Here is a 17,837-nt window from a genome sequence, read left to right as displayed (position 1 = left end):
TGATGAAAGGCCCGTCACCATAGGTCTAACGCCTTATCGGGAGTTGTCTGGATTCGACCTCGAAGTGCCTGTGAACGCGCCGGCAGAACACGCAAAAGGACGCTAACTTGAATCCAGGGGTCGATGTTCCGGCCTCAGGCGGCGGCCCGTGTCGGGTTGCCTTGGCAGTAGCCCGTGGGGCCAGTGCGCTCCATGAGGAGGTGCTCTCATGAACACCCAGTGGTTCAGGCATGACAACGGCGACGCGGAAGGCAGTTTCGACAAGTGGTGGGATACCTACGGCGAGTGGTTCGATTCCCAGGATCAGTTGCTCAGTGGCGAAAGCGGTATCCAACGGCTGCACGCACCGGACGGCCAGGTGCTTTACAGCAAACGCCAGATCAATCACTTCCACCGCGATCTGACCCATCCCTTCGGTGAACCCACCATCCTGCACGAGGCGAAGGCCCTGCAGGCACTGAATCAACTCGGTATCCGCGTACCCCGGGTGGTGTTCAGCGGTGCACGCAAGACGGAAACCGAGTACCAGGCGCTGCTGGTCACTGAGAGCCTGAACGATTTCATCGGCCTGGATGAGTGGTATGCCCAGCCGGTTTCCGCCGGGCTTCGCCAGCAGATGATCCAGCAACTGGCCAATACCGTCGCGCGCATGCACCGAGCTGGCTGGGAGCATGGCCGCCTGTACCCGAAGAACATCTTCGTGAAGGTCACCGGCGAGCAGGAGAAGAAGGTGGAAGTGGCCTTGCTCGGACTGGCCCGAAGCAACCATCGCCTGACTGCCTACAGTGCCGCGAAGCACGACTACGAACTGTTCAAGGAACACCACAAGCCGATGCCGGACGAAGACTGGAAAGCCTTCGCTACGGCTTATCGGGATGTGATGGAAAGCGACTACGTGCCCTAGCGGGCGTGGTTCAGAGGCGGATATCCAGGGCGTGGGGCCCGTGGGCGAGTTGTTCCTGGAGGAAGTCGATGCACAGTTTCACCTTTGCCGAGCCCGAGGCCCGGGCTGCGGTCACCGCCCAGACATCCGCTTTCTGCCGATAGGTCGGTAGCACCTGTACCAGCTTGCCTGCACGTATGCTCGGTGCGGCATCCCATACCGAGGCCATGATCACTCCATGCCCCTCGTGGGCCCATTGGCGCACCACATCGCTGTGGTTGGAGGCCATGGGGCCGGTGACCTTCACGGTTTCCTCTCCATTGGGGCCGGACAGGCGCCACACGCCAAAGCCCAATTCGCGTTCGCGGAACAGCAGGCACTCATGCTGCGCGAGGTCCGCCAGGGTGCGCGGCTGGCCACGTCGCGCCAGGTAGGTGGGGGCGGCGCAGAGCATGCGGTAGCTATCGGCGATCTTGTGGGCGATCAGGTGTGGCTCATGCACCTCGCCCACGCGCAGGTCGATGTCGAAGTTCTCGCCGATCAGGTCAACCCGCCTGTCCAGCAACTCCAGCCAGACTTCCAGGCCTGGATGGCGCTGGCGCAGCAAGGACAGCACCGGCGATACATAGTCCCGCCCCAGACGCAGGCTGGTGGCGATGCGCAACACCCCACGGGGTTCGCCCTTCAGGCCGGACAAGGCCTCCACCATGCCTTCCACGTCCTCGAGGATTTTCTGCGCCCAGGCGAATGCGGCCTCACCGTCAGCGGTGATGTTCACCCGCCGTGTGGTGCGGTTGAACAGCTTGACTCCTAGGGACTCTTCCAGCATCGCGATGCGTTTGCTGACATGGGCAGGAGAGATGCCCAGCTCAGTTGCGCCAGCCACGAAACTGGAGCGCCGTGCCACGGTGCAGAACAGCAACAGGTCGCGGAGGAAGGGATCATTATTCGCTAAAAGCGCATTCTGATTTTTCATGGCGGCTGATTATAGTTCGAATCGTGAATATTAGTCTTTCGATCGACCCTTCCCCACCGGAACAGATCGAACGACATGAACACCTTGCGTATCGCCATTGCCGGCGCCGGCCTGATCGGCCAGCGCCACCTCGAACTCATCCTGGCCAGCCCCACATGCGAACTGGTCGCGCTCGTCGACCCGGCGCCCGCTGCCAGGGATGTCGCCCAGCGTGCCGGCGTGCCGCTGTACCCCTCGCTGGAGGCTTTGTTCGAAACGGAGCGTCCTGACGGCATCATCCTCGCGACCCCCAATCAGTTGCATGTCGAGCAAGCGCTGGTCTGTCTGCAGGCGGGCGTGCCCGCGCTGATCGAGAAGCCCGTGGCCCATACGCTGGAGGAGGGCGAGCGACTACTGGCCGCTTCTGCTGATTCGAAGGTGCCGCTGCTGGTCGGTCATCACCGAGCCCACAGTCCGATCCTCGACCAGGCGCGCGAACTCATCCGCCAGGGCCGCCTTGGCCAACTGGTGGCGGTGATGGGTAGCGCGCTCTTCTACAAGCCGGACGATTACTTCGATGCCGCACCCTGGCGACGCAAGGCCGGCGGCGGACCGGTGCTGATCAACCTGATCCATGAGATCGGCAACCTGCGCTCGTTGTGTGGCGAGATCGTCGCCGTGCAGGCCCTGGCCTCCAGCGCCATCCGTGGTTTTCCGGTGGAAGACACAGTGGCCATCAGCCTGCGCTTCGCCAGCGGTGCCCTGGGCAGCTTCCTGCTTTCCGACACCGCGGCGTCGGCGTGTAGCTGGGAGCAGACGTCTCGGGAAAACCGCGACTATCCCAGCTACGACGACGAAGACTGCTACTTGATCGCCGGCACCGTCGGCTCACTGGCGGTGCCTACCATGCGTCTGAAGTGCTATGCGCAGCCGGAAGACCGGTCCTGGTGGAAGCCCTTTACCTGCGAGGTGGCCGAATTGCACCGCGAAGATCCGCTGGCACGGCAACTGGAGCATTTCTGCCAGGTTATTCGCGGCGAGGCGGAGCCCCTGGTGAGTGTGCGTGACGGTTTGCAGAACCTGCGGGTGGTCGAGGCCATCGCCCAGGCGGCGCGAGAGGGCGGGACGGTGATGGTAGCGCCCTAGGGGACCGCTTGCTTGTGGGGGCGATTTCAATCACCAAGGGCGGCGCAGTTGCCCCTTTGGGGGGGCCGGGTTATCCCTTCGGGCTGCTTGGTGAATGAATTCGCCCCCGACAAGGTCTTCCACTCCCGGTAGGCCTCCTTCATGCACCGGGCACAAGGCCGATACCCCGCCGCCTGCGCCGTCGCTTCATCAAGAAAGAACACCCGCTCCTTCACGTAGCCGCCGCGCGCGATGGTGCGCAGTGCGGTGGGGCAGTCAAGGCGACCGTAGATGCGCGTCCTGCGGTGCCCTCCCAGCGCGCCAGGGGCAGGGCTGGCGTATGGTCGGCCGTCCGCATCCAGCAGGGTCCAGCCGTTCACCTTTCTGCCTCGCGCTCCAGCAAACGGCGCTTGCGCTCCACGCCCCAGCGGTAGCCGGAGAGATTGCCGTCGCTGCGCACCACGCGGTGGCAGGGGATGGCCACCGCCAGGCTATTGGCCGCGCAGGCCTGGGCCACGGCGCGCACGGCGCGGGGCGAGCCGATGCGCACAGCGATATCCGCGTAGCTGGCGGTGCTGCCTGGCGGAATCTCCCGCAGCGCCTGCCAGACCCGCTCCTGGAAGGCCGTGCCGCGTACATCCAGCGGTAGGTCAAGACCCAGTTGCGGAGCCTCGATGAAGCCGATGACCTTGGCCACCAGTTGCTCGAAGTCGCTGTCGCCGCCGATCAGCTGCGCGCGGGGGAATTTGTCCTGCAGGTCGCGCAGCAGGGTATCGGGGTCGTCGCCCAGGAGGATGGCGCAGACGCCGATGTCGCTTTGTGCCACCAGGAAGTGGCCCAGTGAACACTCCCCCAGGGCGAAGCGAATGGCGTTGTTGGCGCCTCCGGCACGGTAGTCGGCCGGCTTCATGCCCAGCACCAGGGTGGAGTCGGCGTAGAAGCGGCTGTTGGAGTTGAAACCGGCGTCGTAGATCACCTCGGTCACCGATGTGTCGGGACCGAGCTGGTCGCGCACCTTGCGCGCACGCCGGGCACGGGCGTAAGCCTTGGGCGTCAGGCCGGTGACTGCCTTGAACACCCGGTGGAAGTGCGAGGCGCTCATGCCCACCGATTCGGCCAGGGCTTCGAGCCCTGGTGCTTCCTCGGCGGTTTCGATCTGCCGGCAGGCGGCCGACACCAGTACCGCATGCTGTGCGGCCAGTTGCGTCATGTCGGCCGCGGCACGGCGGCTGGGTCGGTATCCGGCGGCTTCAGCAGCCTGGGCGCTGTCGAAGAACTCCACGTTCTCCGGGCGCGGAAGTCGCGTGGGGCTGCTGGGACGGCAGTAGATGCCGGTGGTCTTCACCGCGTAGACGAACTGCCGGTCGGCGGCCGGATCGCGGGCCTGCACGGCGGCCCAGCGAGGGTCCTGTTCGATGGCGGTCCTGGCAGAGGGCTTCATGGCGCTATCCGCTTGTGATTCGTTCATGGCAGAGAGTATGCGGGCTGCGTGCCGCCCGCATCCCGGCTCTTGCTATCGAATTCGAGAGCCAGCTCTCAAGGGCGCGAATACACCTTGAACAGCGTTTGGTCCAACTCGCTCGGCGGGCCGAAGTACTTGCTGTAGAGCGGCGTGATGGCACCGGATCGGTAGATTTGGCTCAGCGCCGTATCCACTTGCAGGCGGAAATCCTCGTCGTCCCGAGCTAGCGCCAGGGACACCGGCTCGAACTCGAAACGCCGGTCGAGCACCATCAGGTTGGTGTTGGCGGTATCCCGCGCCACCAGGCTGCGCAGGATCATTTGGCTGGCGAAGAAGGCGTCCACCTTGCCGTTGGCTACCTGCTCCACGCCCTCGGCGGGGCTGGCCACGGTCTCCAGGTTGACCAGCACTTTAAGCAGGCGCAGCTTCTCCCGCGCCCAGGTCTCCACCAGCGAGCCGCCCTGAACCGCGAAGGTGTGGGCAGACAGACCGCGATTGAGGGTGGCGCGCCAGGTGGGGCCGGTCTGCTCCACTTCGCCATTGAGCACTTTCACCAGCGACAGCGGTGCATCCTTGCGCAGCACGACACCGATCCCGGCGGTGTACACAGGCAGAGAGAAGGCGACCGTCTGGCGGCGCTTCAGGGTTTCCACCATGGGGCTGCAGAGCAGGTCCACGCCGCCGCTTTGCACCACGTCCAGAGCCTTGTCCGGCGCGAGGGGCACGAAGCGTACCTTCATCGCCGAGAGGCCGGGCTGGGTGCGTAATTGGTCGGCCACTTTCTGGCACAGGTCGATGGTGTAGCCAGAGGCCCCTTCGCCCTCGGCGGAGGAGAACGGTGGTTGGTCCGGCAAGTAGCCGAGGGTCAGCGTGCTGCTGGCGCGGATACGGTCGAGCGTCTGGGCCGGGGCCAGCGATGGCAGCAGCAGCGTTAGCAGCAGGGACAGCCAGGAGAGATGCTTGGCGTTCATGCTTTGTCCTCCAGGCCAAGGGCACGCGTGCGCGCGGCGCGCTCTTCAAGGAAACGGTCAGCGATGTAGCCGAACATCAGGTATCCAACTGCGGTAACGATCATGCCGCCGAATACCGCCTCCATGCCTGAGGCGTAGAGCGCATAGAGGCTGTAGGCCATCGCGATGATCAGTACGCCGACGTTGCGATGATGCGGGAAACCCGTTACTCCGGCCTTCTGCATGATCACCAGCAGCGCCGAGAGTGAGGTGATGTAGGGAATGATGTTGGTCACGGCAGCCAGGTTCACCAGTTTGCCGAATTGCTCCGAGGCATTGGGCGAAATGGTCGACACCGCCATGGCGCTTTGCAGGATGGCATTGGCCACCAGCCCGGCAATGGGCGCGCCCAGCAGGGTGACCTTGGCGAACAGCGTCGGGAACATGTGTTGGTCGGCGGTGACCTTGGCGGTCTGCGCCAGGGTGAACTGCCAGCCCAGCAGCGATCCGACGCAGGCCATTACCGCCAGGCCCATGATCACGTCACCCACCAGTGGGTTGAACATCTTCGCGTAGACGAAGGCGAAGGGTGCGCTGGAGTTGGCCAGTTCGGGGTTGGGCACGATGCCCATGATCACCGACGTGGACAGCACGTAGATCACCGCAGCCCCCAGGGTGCCCAGCAGGCAGGCCAGCGGCACGTTGCGCTTGGGGTTCTCCACGGCATCTGAGTTCTGCGCAGCGGATTCCATGCCGAGGAAGGCCCAAAGGGTGAGGGGAATGCTTTGGGTAATGGCGTCGTTGGTGGCGATTCCGTTCGGGTTCCAGGCAGCGCGGAAGATATCGGCGTCGAACCAGAACCAGCCGATCACCGATAGCCCCGCCACCGGGATGATCACGCCCCACACGGTGATCGAGCCGATATGCCCGGTAATCTTCGGCCCGCCGAAGTTGGCCAGGGTGGTCAGCCAGATCAGCCCCACCGCACCGATAAACAACGGGATCGCGCCGCTGCCCAGCCAGGGGAAGAAGGGCGTGAGATAGCCGACGGCGGATATCGCGATGGCCACATTGCCAATGGCCAGTGAGAGGAAATAGAGATAGGAGCAGAGGAAGAAGGCTGACTTGCCGTGGGCTTCTTCGGTATAGGCCGACATCCCGCCCGAGCGGGCACAGAAGATGCCGCACTGGGCGAAGCAGTAGGCGATGGCCATGGAACCCACTGCGGTGATGATCCAGGACAGTAGGGAGATCGCACCCAACTGCGCCATGCTGGAAGGCAGCATGATGATGCCTGACCCCATCATGTTTACCGCCACCAGGGTGGTAAGCGCGGTCAGGCTCATTTTCTTGCCGGAAGCTGCCATGCTGGAAACCTTTTGAGGGAGATGTCTCCAGAAAGATAGGTGGCGCAGGACGATGCTGCCGCTCGGCCGGGAGTAGAATTCACTTCCCTGCAACGTACCGCCGCGAGCCACTCATGCCCTTGCAACCCGACGACCTGGCCAGCATCACCGCCACGACCCTCGACGACTACAACCGCAATGCCGAAGATTTTCGCGAAGGTACCCGTGATCATGACGTTCGCCAGAACATAGAGGCGCTGCTGCGGCATATCAGGGGCGGCGCGCCGTTCACCATTCTCGATTTCGGCTGCGGTCCCGGCCGCGACTTGCAGGCTTTCACCCGTCTCGGCCATCAGGCAATCGGCCTGGATGGTGCGGAGAGCTTCGTCGCCATGGCCCGCGCCGATTCCGGCTGTGAGGTCTGGCACCAGGATTTTCTCGCCCTGGACCTGCCGGCCGAACGTTTTGACGGCATCTTCGCCAACGCCAGCCTATTCCACGTACCACGCCAGGAACTGCCCCGCGTCCTGCGCCAGCTACATGGCGCGCTGAAACCTGGCGGCGTGCTTTTCAGCTCTAACCCGCGCGGGAAGAACGACGAAGGCTGGAGCGGCAGTCGCTACGGCTCCTGGCACGACTACGACAGCTGGAAAATCCTGCTGGAAGCGGCGGGCTTCGAGGAACTGGAGCACTACTACCGTCCAGCGGGCCTGCCGCGGGAGCAGCAGCCGTGGCTGGCGAGCGTGTGGCGCAAAAGCGTTCGGTAGGGGCTAACACTCGTAGGTTGCGACTGAGCTCCGCGAAGCCCAACGTTTAAGGTCACGTCCGCGCGTTGGGCTTCGTTCCTCTGCCCAACCTACGGTAGGCCTGGGGCCTGCTTGGCGAATGAATTCGCCCCTACAGTGGGCCCTGTCAGGCTTGGATAGAGACTTCATCCCTTGCGCGGCATTTCCTTCGGCAGGTCTTTCCCCGCTTCGGGCACCTTGGGGTGGGTGAGGGCCTGGCGCACCTTTTCGTAGTCGTCGTAGGGCAGGCCGGCGCGGCTGAGCATTTCCAGGGCGAACTGTTTCACCTCGGCGTCGGTGTAGGGGCGTGGCTCGGGTTCGGCCTGGCTGGCACAGCCGGTGATGATCAGTGCCGTTACGGCCAGCGCAAGGATGTGGGCGTGCTTCATGGGGGCGTTCCCGAGCGGTGCTTGTGAGTGCGTGCAGGCTACCAACGGCGGGAGGGGGCGAAAAATCATCCCTGTAGATAATGACTATTGCCTCAAGCGCAAGGATGCCGCGGTTGCGAGACGATAGTGAGCAGGCTAACCTTTGCCATCTCAAATTCATCGGATGATTGGATGTTTGCCATGTCCGCACTCGCCCTCAAGCGCTCCCTGGTGGATATCGCCCTGGAGCAGATTCGCCAACGCATCGACGACGGCACCTGGCCCCTGGGCCAGCGTCTGCCGCCGGAGCCCGAACTCGCCGAGATCATCGGCATCAGCCGCAATACCGTGCGCGAGGCCGTGCGCGTGCTGACCTTTTCCGGCGTGCTGGAAGTGCGTCAGGGCGACGGCACCTATGTGCGCGCCTGCGCCGACCCGCTCAGCACGATGCAGGCGCTGGCCCGCAGTTCGGTGGAGCAGGCGCTGGAGGCGAGGGGAATGATCGAGGTCGAGGCGTCGCGGCTGGCGGCCCTGCGTCGCACAGAAGACGACCTTGCCGCACTGCGCGTGGCCCTGGCCGCATCCGCCGCACGTTCCGGCTATGAGGATATCGACGACTACATCGTCCATGACCTGGCCTTCCACCAGCGGGTGGTGGATAGCGCCCACAATCCGGTGCTTAGCCAGCTGTATCGCTATTTCTCCCAGGTCATCCGCGTTGGCCTGGAACGCACCATTTCCGATCCCGAGCGTGAGCAGCCGAGCTTCGACCTGCATCGCGATCTGCTCGACGCCATCGAACGCCAAGACGCGGACGCCGCCGCAGCGGCCAACCGCGCATTGCTGATCTGACCTTGCCCCATTTCTGGAGCTGCCTTGCATGAATGCCCCGAATCCTGTGGATGACCCCAAGCCGGCCTGCTCGCCGGAGGAACTGCTGATCGACGCCGAGGCCGACGACGAACCCCAGCCCCAGGCGCTACGCGGTAGCACCGTGCTGCTTCTGGTCGGGTTGGTGATGGTGGCGCTGAACCTGCGCCCTGCGCTGTCCAGCCTGGCGCCGATGCTCAACATGGTGCGCGAGGCGACGGGACTATCGGCTACCGGCGCGGGCCTGCTGACCACCTTGCCGGTGCTCTGCCTCGGCCTGTTCGCGCCCCTGGCGCCGATGCTGGCGCGGCGTCTGGGCAGTGAGCGCACGGTGCTACTGATCCTCCTGACGCTGGCCGGCGGCATCGTGCTGCGCAGCCTGTTCCCGGTAGCGGGGCTGTTCGTGGGCAGCCTGGTGGCCGGTGCGAGCATCGGCATCATCGGCGTATTGCTGCCGGGAATCGTCAAGCGTGATTTCCCCCATATCGCCGGCCTGATGACCGGCGTCTACACCATGGCGCTGTGCCTGGGCGCGGCGTTGGCTGCCGGCGCTACGGTGCCGCTGGCTGAGTTGATGGATGATGCCTGGCAGCCGGCCCTGGCCTTCTGGGCGCTGCCGGCGATCATCGCGGCGCTGATCTGGCTGCCCCAGGCTCGCCAGAGCCAGCATGCCCATCGCCAGGCCTACAAGGTGACCGGCCTGTGGCGCGACCCGCTGGCCTGGCAGGTGACCCTCTACATGGGCCTGCAATCTTCCCTGGCCTACATCGTGTTCGGCTGGTTGCCGTCGATTCTGATCGACCGGGGCCTGAGTGCTGTCCAGGCGGGCCTGGTGCTTTCCGGATCGGTGATGGTGCAGCTGATCAGCGCCCTTGGTGCGCCCTGGCTGGCCACTCGTGGCCGCGATCAGCGACTGGCCGTGGTACTGGTGATGGGCCTGACCCTCGTCGGCCTGCTGGGCATGCTCTATGCGCCGCTGTCCGGCATCTGGGGCTGGGCCGTGGTGCTCGGACTGGGGCAGGGCGGCACCTTCAGCATCGCCCTGGCGCTGATCGTGTTGCGTTCGAAAGACGCCCATGTGGCTGCCAACCTTTCCGGCATGGCCCAGGGCGTGGGGTACACCCTGGCGGCCATGGGGCCGTTGATGGTGGGCGTGGTGCATGACCTGACCGAGGGTTGGAGTGCGGTGGGGATCATCTTCGTGGTGATCAGCCTGGCCGCCACCGCGTTTGGCCTGGGGGCCGGGCGCAACCTGCATGTGGCCGCCCGCAGCGAGCATCTCTGAAGGTCGGCCCAAGTGTCTTCCCACAGTTGGTTTCTGGCGTCAAACCTGGCTCTGGCTCAGAGCCGTAGGCTGGTCTGAGGCCACGAAGTCCAACGATCCAGCACGCCACGTTGGGCTTCGCAGGGGCAGCGCGAACCTACAGGGTCATTGCGTGCCAGGCCGCCAGTTGGCGTTGAACTGTTCCGCCATCTTCTGCTGGCGGAAGCGCTCGACGATGAAATCGATGAACACGCGGGTCTTGGCCGGCAGCAGTTTCTGCGCGCTGAAGTAGAGCGACAGGCTGCCAGTGTCCACGTACCAGTCCGGCAGCACGCGCTCCAACGCGCCGCTCTTCAGGTGGGGCAGGGCGTGGACTGTGCTCACCAGGGTCACACCGAGCCCTTGCATGGCCGCATGGCAGGCTGCTTCCGGGTCGGTCATGGCCATGCGCAGCTTCAGCTCGAAGGTCGCCTGGCGATCATCGCGGGTGCGCAACGGCCAGGCACGAACGCGCCCGGTCTGGGGGGAGCGGATGAGGATGCCATCGTGCCGGGCGAGGTCTTCCGGGGAGACGATGGCAGGGCTGCGCGCCAGATATTCCCTGGATGCCAGCAGCACCCGATGTGCCGGTCCCAATTGGCGTGCGATCACTCCGGGCGGCAGTTCGAAGCCACCGCCGATGGCAGCGTCGAAGCCTTCGCCAATCAGGTCTACGGGACGGTTGTCGAAGTGCCAGTCAGGGATGATCGCCGGGTAGCGGGCAAGGAACTCACCGAGGTGCGGCAGGATGTAATCCCGGCCGAACGACACGCCCATGCTCACCTTCAGGGTGCCCGCCGGTTGGCCCTGGCTGCTGGCGAGGTTCGCCACCGCACCCTGGATGCTCGCCAGCCCTCCACTCACCTCCGCGAGGAAGCGCTCGCCGGCCTCGGTCAGTGTCAGGCGGCGTGTGCTGCGCAGGAATAGGCGCACGCCGAGGTTGGACTCCAGTCGTGCCACATTCTTGCCTACCGCGGCGGGTGTCAGGCCCAGGCGCCTTGCGGCTTCGGCAAAGCTGCCGGCCTCGGCGGCGCGCACGAAGCACTCGATGCTGCTGAGGGTTTCCATGGGTTCTCCATATACCACTGGTATCGACTGAATATAGCGATTACTGGCTTATCGGTTGCGAATAAGGGGTGAATACTGGGGCCGTCTTCCACACAAAACCCCAGTATCAGGAGATACCCAATGAGCACTCTGAAAACTCTCGAAGGCAAAGTCGCATTCATCCAGGGCGGTTCCCGCGGTATCGGCGCCGCCATCGCCAGACGCCTGGCCAATGATGGCGCCGCAGTCGCGCTGACCTACGCCGCGTCCGCCAGCAGCGCCCTTGAAGTGGTCCAGGCAATCGAAGCCGCCGGCGGCCGCGCTATCGCGATCAAGGCCGATAGCCGAGACGAAAAGGCCATTCGCGCCGCCATCCGCCACACCGTGGAGACTTTCGGCCGACTCGACATCCTGGTGAACAATGCCGGCGTGCTGGCCGTGGCGCCCATCGAAGAATTCAGCATCGACGACCTCGATCGCACCCTGGACGTCAACGTCCGCAGCGTAGTGATCGCCAGCCAGGAAGCAGCGCGTGTCATGGGTGACGGCGGCCGCATCATCACCATTGGCAGCACCAACGCCGAGCGCATGCCCTTTGCCGGAGGTTCGGTCTACGCACTGAGCAAGGCGGCCGTGGCCGGTTTCACCAAGGGCCTGGCCCGTGACCTGGGGCCGCGCGGCATCACCGTCAACAACGTGCAGCCGGGGCCAGTGGATACCGAGATGAACCCCGATAACGGCGAGTTCGCCACGTCCCTCAAGCAGTTGATGGCCCTGCCGCGCTACGGTCAGGCTGAGGAAATCGCCAGCTTCGTGGCTTACCTCGCAGGCCCTGAAGCCGGCTATATCACCGGTGCGAACCTGATGATCGATGGTGGGTTCTCGGCCTGAGGACGGGCTGACCAGGTTGTAGGAGCGAACTCTGCTCGCGAACGGTCCGTGCAAGGTTTCGCGAGCAGAGCTCGCTCCTACGAAATGCTGGATCACGCTTCATCGCTCCACCAGCGGAGTCCGGCCTGGCACCGATGATGGAAATGAGGAGTGATTTGCACCCTACAAGAGATGGATCAGCTTCTTGCGTAGCGCCTGGTCCGGCTCCTTCCCCCGTCCGGCCTGGAGGTTGTCCAGCATGTGGCGGGGGTTTCCCGTTCCGGGGATTACGCAGGTCACTGCCGGGTGGCTGAGGCAGAACTTCAGCAAGAGTTGCGACCAGCTCGTGCAGTCGTAGTCGGCGGCCCATTCCGGTAGTGGTTGCTGCAATAGGTTGCGCAGCAGGTTGCCGCCGCCGAAAGGGCGATTGACCAGCACCGCCACGCCGCGCTCCTGCGCCAGCGGCAGGATGCGCGCTTCGGCGTCGCGGTCGTTGAGGGCGTAGTTGACCTGCAGGAAGTCCAGCTTCTCGGCGCGCAGCACCTTTTCCAGTTCGCCGTACGCGCTGGAGGTGTAGTGAGTAACGCCCAGGTAGCGGATTCGGCCTTCCTCCTTCCATTGACGCAGCGTTGTCAGGTGTTCCTCCCAGTCCACCAGGTTGTGTACCTGCATCAGGTCGATGCGCTGGCGCTGTAGCAGGCGCACGGAGTGTTGCATCTGCTTCACGCCGCCCTGGCGCCCCTGGGTCCAGACCTTGGTGGCGACGAACGCATGCTCATGGGCCTTCAGCTCGTTCAGCAAGCCGCCGATCACTTCTTCCGCCTGGCCGTACATGGGCGAGCTGTCGATCACCGAGCCGCCGGCCGCGAAGAGCGCTTCCAGTACCTTGCGGCAGTCGGCCCAGGCTTCGCTGGCATTTCGGGAGATGTCGAATCCCCGGTAGGTGCCGATGCCGATCACCGGCAACTGCTCGCCGCTGGAGGGGATGGCACGGCGGCGCAGGGGCTGCTGGTCCATGTTCGCGCCCAGGCTGAATGGGCTCATGGCCAGTAGCGCGGTGCCGGCGCTGAGGCGTAGGAATTCGGCGCGGGTGATGCCGGTTCTCATGGCTTGGCCTCCTGTGAGGTTGCCGGGGATTCAGTGTGCTCATGTCGCAAGCCGAGACGCCAGCCCAGCGCGGCCCATGCCAGGGCTACACCGGCGCCGACCAGCGCCACCATGGCCGCCGTAAGGCCGATGCCATTGAGCAGCGTGGCGAGCCAGGCGCTCAGGGCGTCGCCTCCGCGATAGACCACGGTGTCGATGAAGTTCTTCGCCCGGTACTTCTGTTGGGCGCCTAGCGGCACGAAGAGCATTTCCCGTCCCGGTCGCACGAAGGCGTATTCGCCCACCCGGCGCAGCACCATCACCGCAGCCAGTACGGCGAACTGCGGCAGCAGCGCGAGGGCGAGGAAACCCAGGGCCACCAGCAGCGGCACCACCGCCAGCAGCGCACCGACGCCGAAGCGCTGGGCAACGCGCCCGGCGATGAACAACTGACAGGCCAGGGATAGGGCTTGCACGGTGAAGTCGATCAGGGCGAAGACGCGTACCTGCTGCTGGCTGTCGGGGAACAGCGCGGCCACCAGGCGGGCCTGTTCGAAGTAGAGGAAGGTGCTGGTGCAGGAGAGCAGCAGGACGAACGCGCAGATCCCAAGCAGATAGGGCGAACCCAGCACCAGGCTGATTCCGGCGAAGGGATTGCCGGGCACCGGGCGTTCCGGGGGTTCGCTTTCCGCACCTGGCCGTCCGGCACCGCCACTGGCGCGCCACGTCATCAGATAGCGGCGCAGGGCCAATGTGGGCAGCAGGAAGATCGCGGCCAGTACCAGCAATCCGGCAGTACCAGCGTCACTTACCAGCAGCCCTCCCAGCAGCGGACCTATCAGGCCGCCCAGGCTGGCGCCGGCGGCAATGGAGGGGAACAGTCGTTTCGATTGCCGACGGTCGAAAACGTCAGCCAGCAGGCTCCAGGCCAGCGACACCACGAACAGGTTGTAGACCGATAGCCAGACGTAGAAAGCTCGCGCCGCCCATAGAGGGTCCGGCGTGCGCCACAGCAGCCAGGCGAAGCCCAGCAGGTTGCTGGCGAAGAACAGGTAGACACAGTCGACGAAGATCCGTCGCGGGACTCGCGCACTGAGCCAACCATAGGCCGGTACCGCCAGCAGCATGGCAATGAAAGTCGCGCTGAACAGCCATTGCAGGTTTTCCACGCCGCCGGCGATTCCCATGGTCTCGCGCACCGGCCGCAGCATGAAGTAGCCGCAAAACAGACACAGCAGCAGGGCGAAGGCGGCCAGGGCCGGAGCCAGTTCACCGGCCCTGGCATGGATGGCGCGGTGGAGCGGGGACATGGCGGTGGTTCGTGTGGGGTGGTCTGGTGGTTTTAGACCATGCTGGAGCGGGGTGCCGGCGTGCGTCACCCCTCTCCCTCTGGGAGAGGGGCTGGGGGTGAGGGAAGATTCAGGCTGGCAGGGCGCTTGATAGGCAGACCGTCGGCCTGCTTGGCGAATGAATTCGCCCCTACAGGGTTGTTCGCGCCTTCCTACAGCCCGTACTTCTTCACCTTGTCGAACAGCGTGGTCTTGGCCATACCGAGGGCGATGCAGGCCTGGCTGAGGTTGCCGCCGTGGCGTTCCAGGGCGGCGCTGAGCAGGGACTTCTCGAAGGCTTCCACCGCTTCGGCGAAGCGCGGTTCGTTGCCGTCCGGTGTCTGGCCACTTTTCTTGAACACCGGCAATCCGAGGGCGAAGCGTTCGGCGACGTTGCGCAGTTCGCGCACGTTGCCGGGCCAGTCGTGGGCCATCAGCGCGGAGACGGTGGCGTTGTCCAGCTCTGGGGCGGCGCGGTCGAAGCGCAAGGTGGAGAGCTGCAGGAAGTGCTCGAACAGCAGCAGGATGTCTTCGCGGCGATCGCGTAGCGGCGGCAGCTCCAGGGTCACTACGTTGAGCCGATAGTAGAGGTCGCTGCGGAAACGCCCGGCGCGGCCTTCCTCGTCCAGATCGAACTTGGTGGCGGCGATCACGCGGCAGTCCACTGGAACCGATTGGTTGGAACCGAGACGCTCCAGGGTCTGCTCCTGCAGCACACGGAGGAACTTGATCTGCAGGTTGAGCGGCATGCTCTCGATTTCGTCGAGGAACAAGGTGCCCTGGTGGGCATGCTCGATCTTGCCGATACGACGCTTGCCGGCGCCGGTGAATGCGTGGGCCTCGTGGCCGAAGATTTCGCTGTCGAACAGGTTCTCTGGCAGGCCGCCGCAGTTGAGCGCGACGAACTGCTTCGACTGGCGCCGGCTGAAGTCGTGCAGGCAACGGGCAACCAGTTCCTTGCCGGTACCGGTCTCACCTTCGATCAGCACGTTGGCTGAGGTGTCGGCGACATTGGCGATCAGTTCCCGCAGGGCCTGGATGGCCGGCGAGCGACCGATGATGCGCTGCTCCAGAGACTGCCGCCCGGCCAGTTGCCGGCGCAGGCTCGACACTTCGCGGGCCAGCGCGCGTTGCTCCAGGGCGCGGCGCGCGACGTCCACCAGGCGCTCGGGGGAAAAGGGTTTCTCCATGAAGTCGTAGGCGCCGTCGCGCATGGCCTGCACCGCCATGGTGATGTCGCCGTGGCCGGTGATCAGCACCACCGGCAGGCTGCGGTCGCGGGACTTCAGGCGTTCCAGCAACGTCAGGCCATCCATGCCGGGCAGGCGGATATCGCTGATGACGATGCCGGCGAAATCCTCGCCCACCCGGGCCAGGGCTTCTTCGGCGCTGCCGACCCCGATGCTGGGGATGTCTTCCAGGGCCAGCGCCTGCTGGCAACCCATCAGGACGTGGGGGTCGTCTTCGACGATGAGGACGCTGAGGGGTTCTGTCATGGGGCTGGGCTCACGGTTTCGTCGGGGCTTTCCAGCAGCGGCAGGCAGAGCTCGAAGGCGGTGCCGCCGCTTTCCGGGTGATGGGCCGCCAGACTCCCGCCAGCGGCCGTGGCCAGGCTGGCGGAGAGGGTCAGGCCAAGGCCCAGGCCGTGTTCGCCGGGCTTGGTGGTGAAGAAGGGCTCGAACAGGTGCACGCGGTTGACCGGGTCGATGCCGGGACCGTTGTCGCGCACCTGCAGACGATAGGTACTGCCATCGGCCACGCCGCTTAGCCACAGCTGGCAGTCGGTCTGGCCGGACATGGCGTCCAGCGCGTTGGCGATGAGGTTGACCAGAATCTGCTCCAGTCGGGTCTGGTCGATGGCCAGCAGCACGTCGGCGAAGTCGCGGTGCAGTGTGAGCGGTGTGCGCTCCAGGCGGGTATGCAGGAGGAAGAGGGCGGCATCCACCGCCTTGCCCAGGTGTGCCACGCCGTGGTCGTCGGAGCGCCGGGCGAAGGCGCGCAGGCTGGCGGTGATGCGGCCCATGCGGTCGACCAGTTCGTTGATTGCCGCGAGATTGGTGCTGGCGGTTTCCAGGGCGCCTCGGGCCAGGAAGCGCACGGTATTGCCGGAGAGGGTACGCAGCGCAGCGAGGGGCTGGTTGAGTTCGTGGGCGATGCTGGTGGACATCTGCCCGATCACTGCCAGCTTGCCGGCCTGCACCAGCCCATCCTGGGCCTTGCGCAGGTTGTCTTCGGTCTGCTTGCGTTCGCGGATTTCCGCCAGCAGGCGGCTGTTGCTGGCACGCAGGTCCTGGGTACGTTCGGCGATCTTGCGTTCCAGTTCGTTGTTGGCCGCCAGCAGCGCCTCGCGGGCCGCGAGGCGGGTGGCGATGACCTTGCGTCGTTCGTTCCAGGCAATCAGCAGGAATGCCAGCAGAGCAAAGCCGACGGCGGCGAGCATGCCCTGGATCACCGCTTCGCGGCGCAGGTCGGCTAGCGGGGAGAGCAGGGTGAAATGCCAGGGTGTGTCGTTGAGGGTGCGGGTCTGTGCCAGATAGGCGACTTCGCCTTCCTGTTCGCCCTGGGGGCCACTGGCGGCAAAGCTGATGGCCTCCAGCCCTTCGCCCAAAACCTCGCGAGAGCGCGGCTCCCATTCGTTCAGCGCCCACCAGTAGTACTGCAGGCTACGGGCCAGGCGTTCCTTGTCCTCGGCCGAGAGCGGACGCACGGCCTTCATGCGCAGGGCAGGATCGCTGGACAGGATGATGATGCCGTTCTCGTCGCTGACGAAGGCTTGCAGGCGGGCCTTTTCCCAACGTTCCTGCAGGGCTTCGAGCTTCACCTTGACCACCGCCACGCCGATGATCCGGCCCTGGTAGCGCAAGCCGTGGGCGAGGTAGTAACCGGCCTCCCCCGTGGTGCTGCCGATGCCATAGAAACGGCCGGGTCGGCCTTGCACCGCTTCCTGGAAGTAGGCGCGGAACGAGAGGTCCTCTCCCAGGTAGCTGTCGGAGTCGCGCCAGTTGCTGGTGGCCAGCACGCGGCCGTTGGTGTCCAGCAGGTAGATGGCGCGGGCGCCGCTGCGGCGGTTCAGGCCTTCGAGGTAGTCGTTGACCAGATTGCGTCGGTACGGGGTGGGGTTCAGCAGCAGGTGACTGACGCTGGACTCCAGCTCCAGCAGGCTGGGCAGGTAGGTGTAGCGGTTGATTTCGCTTTCCACGGCACGGGCGTGGAGTTCCAGCTGGCGCTCGCCGTTATCCCGCAGGTGGCGGATGCCCGACACTTCGCTGAGGTGATAGCCGATATAGCCGAAGCCCAGCATGCACAGGAGCAATAGCAGGAACAGCAGCAGATGGCGGAACAGGCGCGGTTTCACGGTCAATGCGGGCGGCACGGCGCGGAGGCTGGCGGTAGGGCATTGCATCATAGACATCCGGGCCGTTCCAGTCGCCGCCACGGACGGGCGCCGAGTGGTGGAGT

At 65.0% G+C, this 17,837-nt stretch carries 17 protein-coding genes; 6 read left to right on the top strand and 11 right to left on the bottom strand.

Translation table 11 applies throughout. The features are described from left to right. Window positions 1–208 precede the first annotated feature (208 nt). Window positions 209–904 (top strand): lipopolysaccharide kinase InaA family protein, encoded by a 696-nt coding sequence (locus SA496_RS16995; RefSeq protein ID WP_330114177.1) that lies wholly within the window; start codon window positions 209–211, stop codon window positions 902–904. Window positions 905–914: 10 nt separating this feature from the next. Here the strand turns inward: SA496_RS16995 and SA496_RS16990 are convergent, their stop codons facing one another. After that, window positions 915–1,859, bottom strand: a complete 945-nt coding sequence (locus tag SA496_RS16990; protein ID WP_153917459.1) for a LysR family transcriptional regulator — start codon at window positions 1,857–1,859, stop codon at window positions 915–917. A 75-nt stretch (window positions 1,860–1,934) separates the two neighbouring features. On the opposite strand from SA496_RS16990, the gene SA496_RS16985 reads away from it, so the two are divergent. Then, on the top strand, window positions 1,935–2,984 hold the full coding sequence (locus SA496_RS16985; protein ID WP_330114176.1) for a Gfo/Idh/MocA family protein: 1,050 nt from the start codon (window positions 1,935–1,937) through the stop codon (window positions 2,982–2,984). Between the two features lie 26 nt (window positions 2,985–3,010). On the opposite strand, the gene SA496_RS16980 is transcribed toward SA496_RS16985, so the two are convergent. The 4 genes from SA496_RS16980 to potE form a co-directional block, all read right to left on the bottom strand. Next, on the bottom strand, window positions 3,011–3,343 hold the full coding sequence (locus tag SA496_RS16980; protein WP_330114175.1) for an Ada metal-binding domain-containing protein: 333 nt from the start codon (window positions 3,341–3,343) through the stop codon (window positions 3,011–3,013). After that, window positions 3,340–4,404: a bifunctional DNA-binding transcriptional regulator/O6-methylguanine-DNA methyltransferase Ada gene (ada, locus tag SA496_RS16975; RefSeq protein ID WP_120650042.1), complete on the bottom strand. Its 1,065-nt coding sequence runs from the start codon at window positions 4,402–4,404 to the stop codon at window positions 3,340–3,342. The genes SA496_RS16980 and ada overlap by 4 nt, the downstream gene beginning before the upstream one ends. A 95-nt stretch (window positions 4,405–4,499) precedes the next feature. Then, on the bottom strand, window positions 4,500–5,396 hold the full coding sequence (locus SA496_RS16970; RefSeq protein ID WP_330114174.1) for an amino acid ABC transporter substrate-binding protein: 897 nt from the start codon (window positions 5,394–5,396) through the stop codon (window positions 4,500–4,502). Then, the gene (potE, locus tag SA496_RS16965) at window positions 5,393–6,742 is read right to left on the bottom strand and encodes a putrescine-ornithine antiporter (RefSeq protein WP_120650044.1); all 1,350 of its coding nucleotides are present in this window, start codon (window positions 6,740–6,742) and stop codon (window positions 5,393–5,395) included. The genes SA496_RS16970 and potE overlap by 4 nt, the downstream gene beginning before the upstream one ends. Window positions 6,743–6,855: 113 nt before the next feature. On the opposite strand from potE, the gene SA496_RS16960 reads away from it, so the two are divergent. Further along, on the top strand, window positions 6,856–7,488 hold the full coding sequence (locus SA496_RS16960) for a class I SAM-dependent methyltransferase (RefSeq protein ID WP_120650045.1): 633 nt from the start codon (window positions 6,856–6,858) through the stop codon (window positions 7,486–7,488). A gap of 164 nt (window positions 7,489–7,652) precedes the next feature. On the opposite strand, the gene SA496_RS16955 is transcribed toward SA496_RS16960, so the two are convergent. After that, the gene (locus SA496_RS16955) at window positions 7,653–7,895 is read right to left on the bottom strand and encodes a hypothetical protein (RefSeq protein WP_120650046.1); all 243 of its coding nucleotides are present in this window, start codon (window positions 7,893–7,895) and stop codon (window positions 7,653–7,655) included. Window positions 7,896–8,075: 180 nt separating this feature from the next. On the opposite strand from SA496_RS16955, the gene SA496_RS16950 reads away from it, so the two are divergent. Together SA496_RS16950 and SA496_RS16945 are read left to right on the top strand one after the other, a co-directional pair. Further along, window positions 8,076–8,726: a FadR/GntR family transcriptional regulator gene (locus SA496_RS16950; protein ID WP_330114173.1), complete on the top strand. Its 651-nt coding sequence runs from the start codon at window positions 8,076–8,078 to the stop codon at window positions 8,724–8,726. 28 nt (window positions 8,727–8,754) lie between these two features. After that, a complete protein-coding gene (locus tag SA496_RS16945; RefSeq protein ID WP_120650048.1) occupies window positions 8,755–10,029 on the top strand; it encodes a CynX/NimT family MFS transporter in 1,275 nt (424 codons plus the stop codon). Between the two features lie 144 nt (window positions 10,030–10,173). On the opposite strand, the gene SA496_RS16940 is transcribed toward SA496_RS16945, so the two are convergent. After that, a complete protein-coding gene (locus SA496_RS16940; RefSeq protein ID WP_120650049.1) occupies window positions 10,174–11,115 on the bottom strand; it encodes a LysR family transcriptional regulator in 942 nt (313 codons plus the stop codon). A 120-nt stretch (window positions 11,116–11,235) separates the two neighbouring features. On the opposite strand from SA496_RS16940, the gene SA496_RS16935 reads away from it, so the two are divergent. Next, window positions 11,236–11,985, top strand: a complete 750-nt coding sequence (locus tag SA496_RS16935) for a 3-oxoacyl-ACP reductase family protein (protein WP_120650050.1) — start codon at window positions 11,236–11,238, stop codon at window positions 11,983–11,985. A 162-nt stretch (window positions 11,986–12,147) separates the two neighbouring features. On the opposite strand, the gene SA496_RS16930 is transcribed toward SA496_RS16935, so the two are convergent. The 4 genes from SA496_RS16930 to SA496_RS16915 all read right to left on the bottom strand — a co-directional run bounded on the left by SA496_RS16930 (window position 12,148) and on the right by SA496_RS16915 (window position 17,781). Continuing rightward, a complete protein-coding gene (locus SA496_RS16930; protein WP_330114172.1) occupies window positions 12,148–13,071 on the bottom strand; it encodes an aldo/keto reductase in 924 nt (307 codons plus the stop codon). Next, a complete protein-coding gene (locus SA496_RS16925; protein ID WP_120650052.1) occupies window positions 13,068–14,360 on the bottom strand; it encodes an NTP/NDP exchange transporter in 1,293 nt (430 codons plus the stop codon). Before SA496_RS16925 ends, SA496_RS16930 begins: the two co-directional genes overlap by 4 nt. 191 nt (window positions 14,361–14,551) lie before the next feature. Then, window positions 14,552–15,874 carry a sigma-54-dependent transcriptional regulator gene (locus tag SA496_RS16920; RefSeq protein ID WP_120650053.1) on the bottom strand — a complete coding sequence of 441 codons (1,323 nt, stop codon included), beginning with the start codon at window positions 15,872–15,874 and terminating at the stop codon, window positions 14,552–14,554. After that, a complete protein-coding gene (locus tag SA496_RS16915) occupies window positions 15,871–17,781 on the bottom strand; it encodes a sensor histidine kinase (protein ID WP_330115650.1) in 1,911 nt (636 codons plus the stop codon). Before SA496_RS16915 ends, SA496_RS16920 begins: the two co-directional genes overlap by 4 nt. Window positions 17,782–17,837 lie beyond the last annotated feature (56 nt).

Origin of the sequence: Pseudomonas sp. JS3066 (genome assembly GCF_036328175.1) — a bacterium.
In the GTDB taxonomy this organism is placed as follows: domain Bacteria; phylum Pseudomonadota; class Gammaproteobacteria; order Pseudomonadales; family Pseudomonadaceae; genus Metapseudomonas.
The sequence above is the reverse complement of the archived record's forward strand: the minus strand, read 5'-3'. Positions and strand labels throughout refer to the sequence as shown.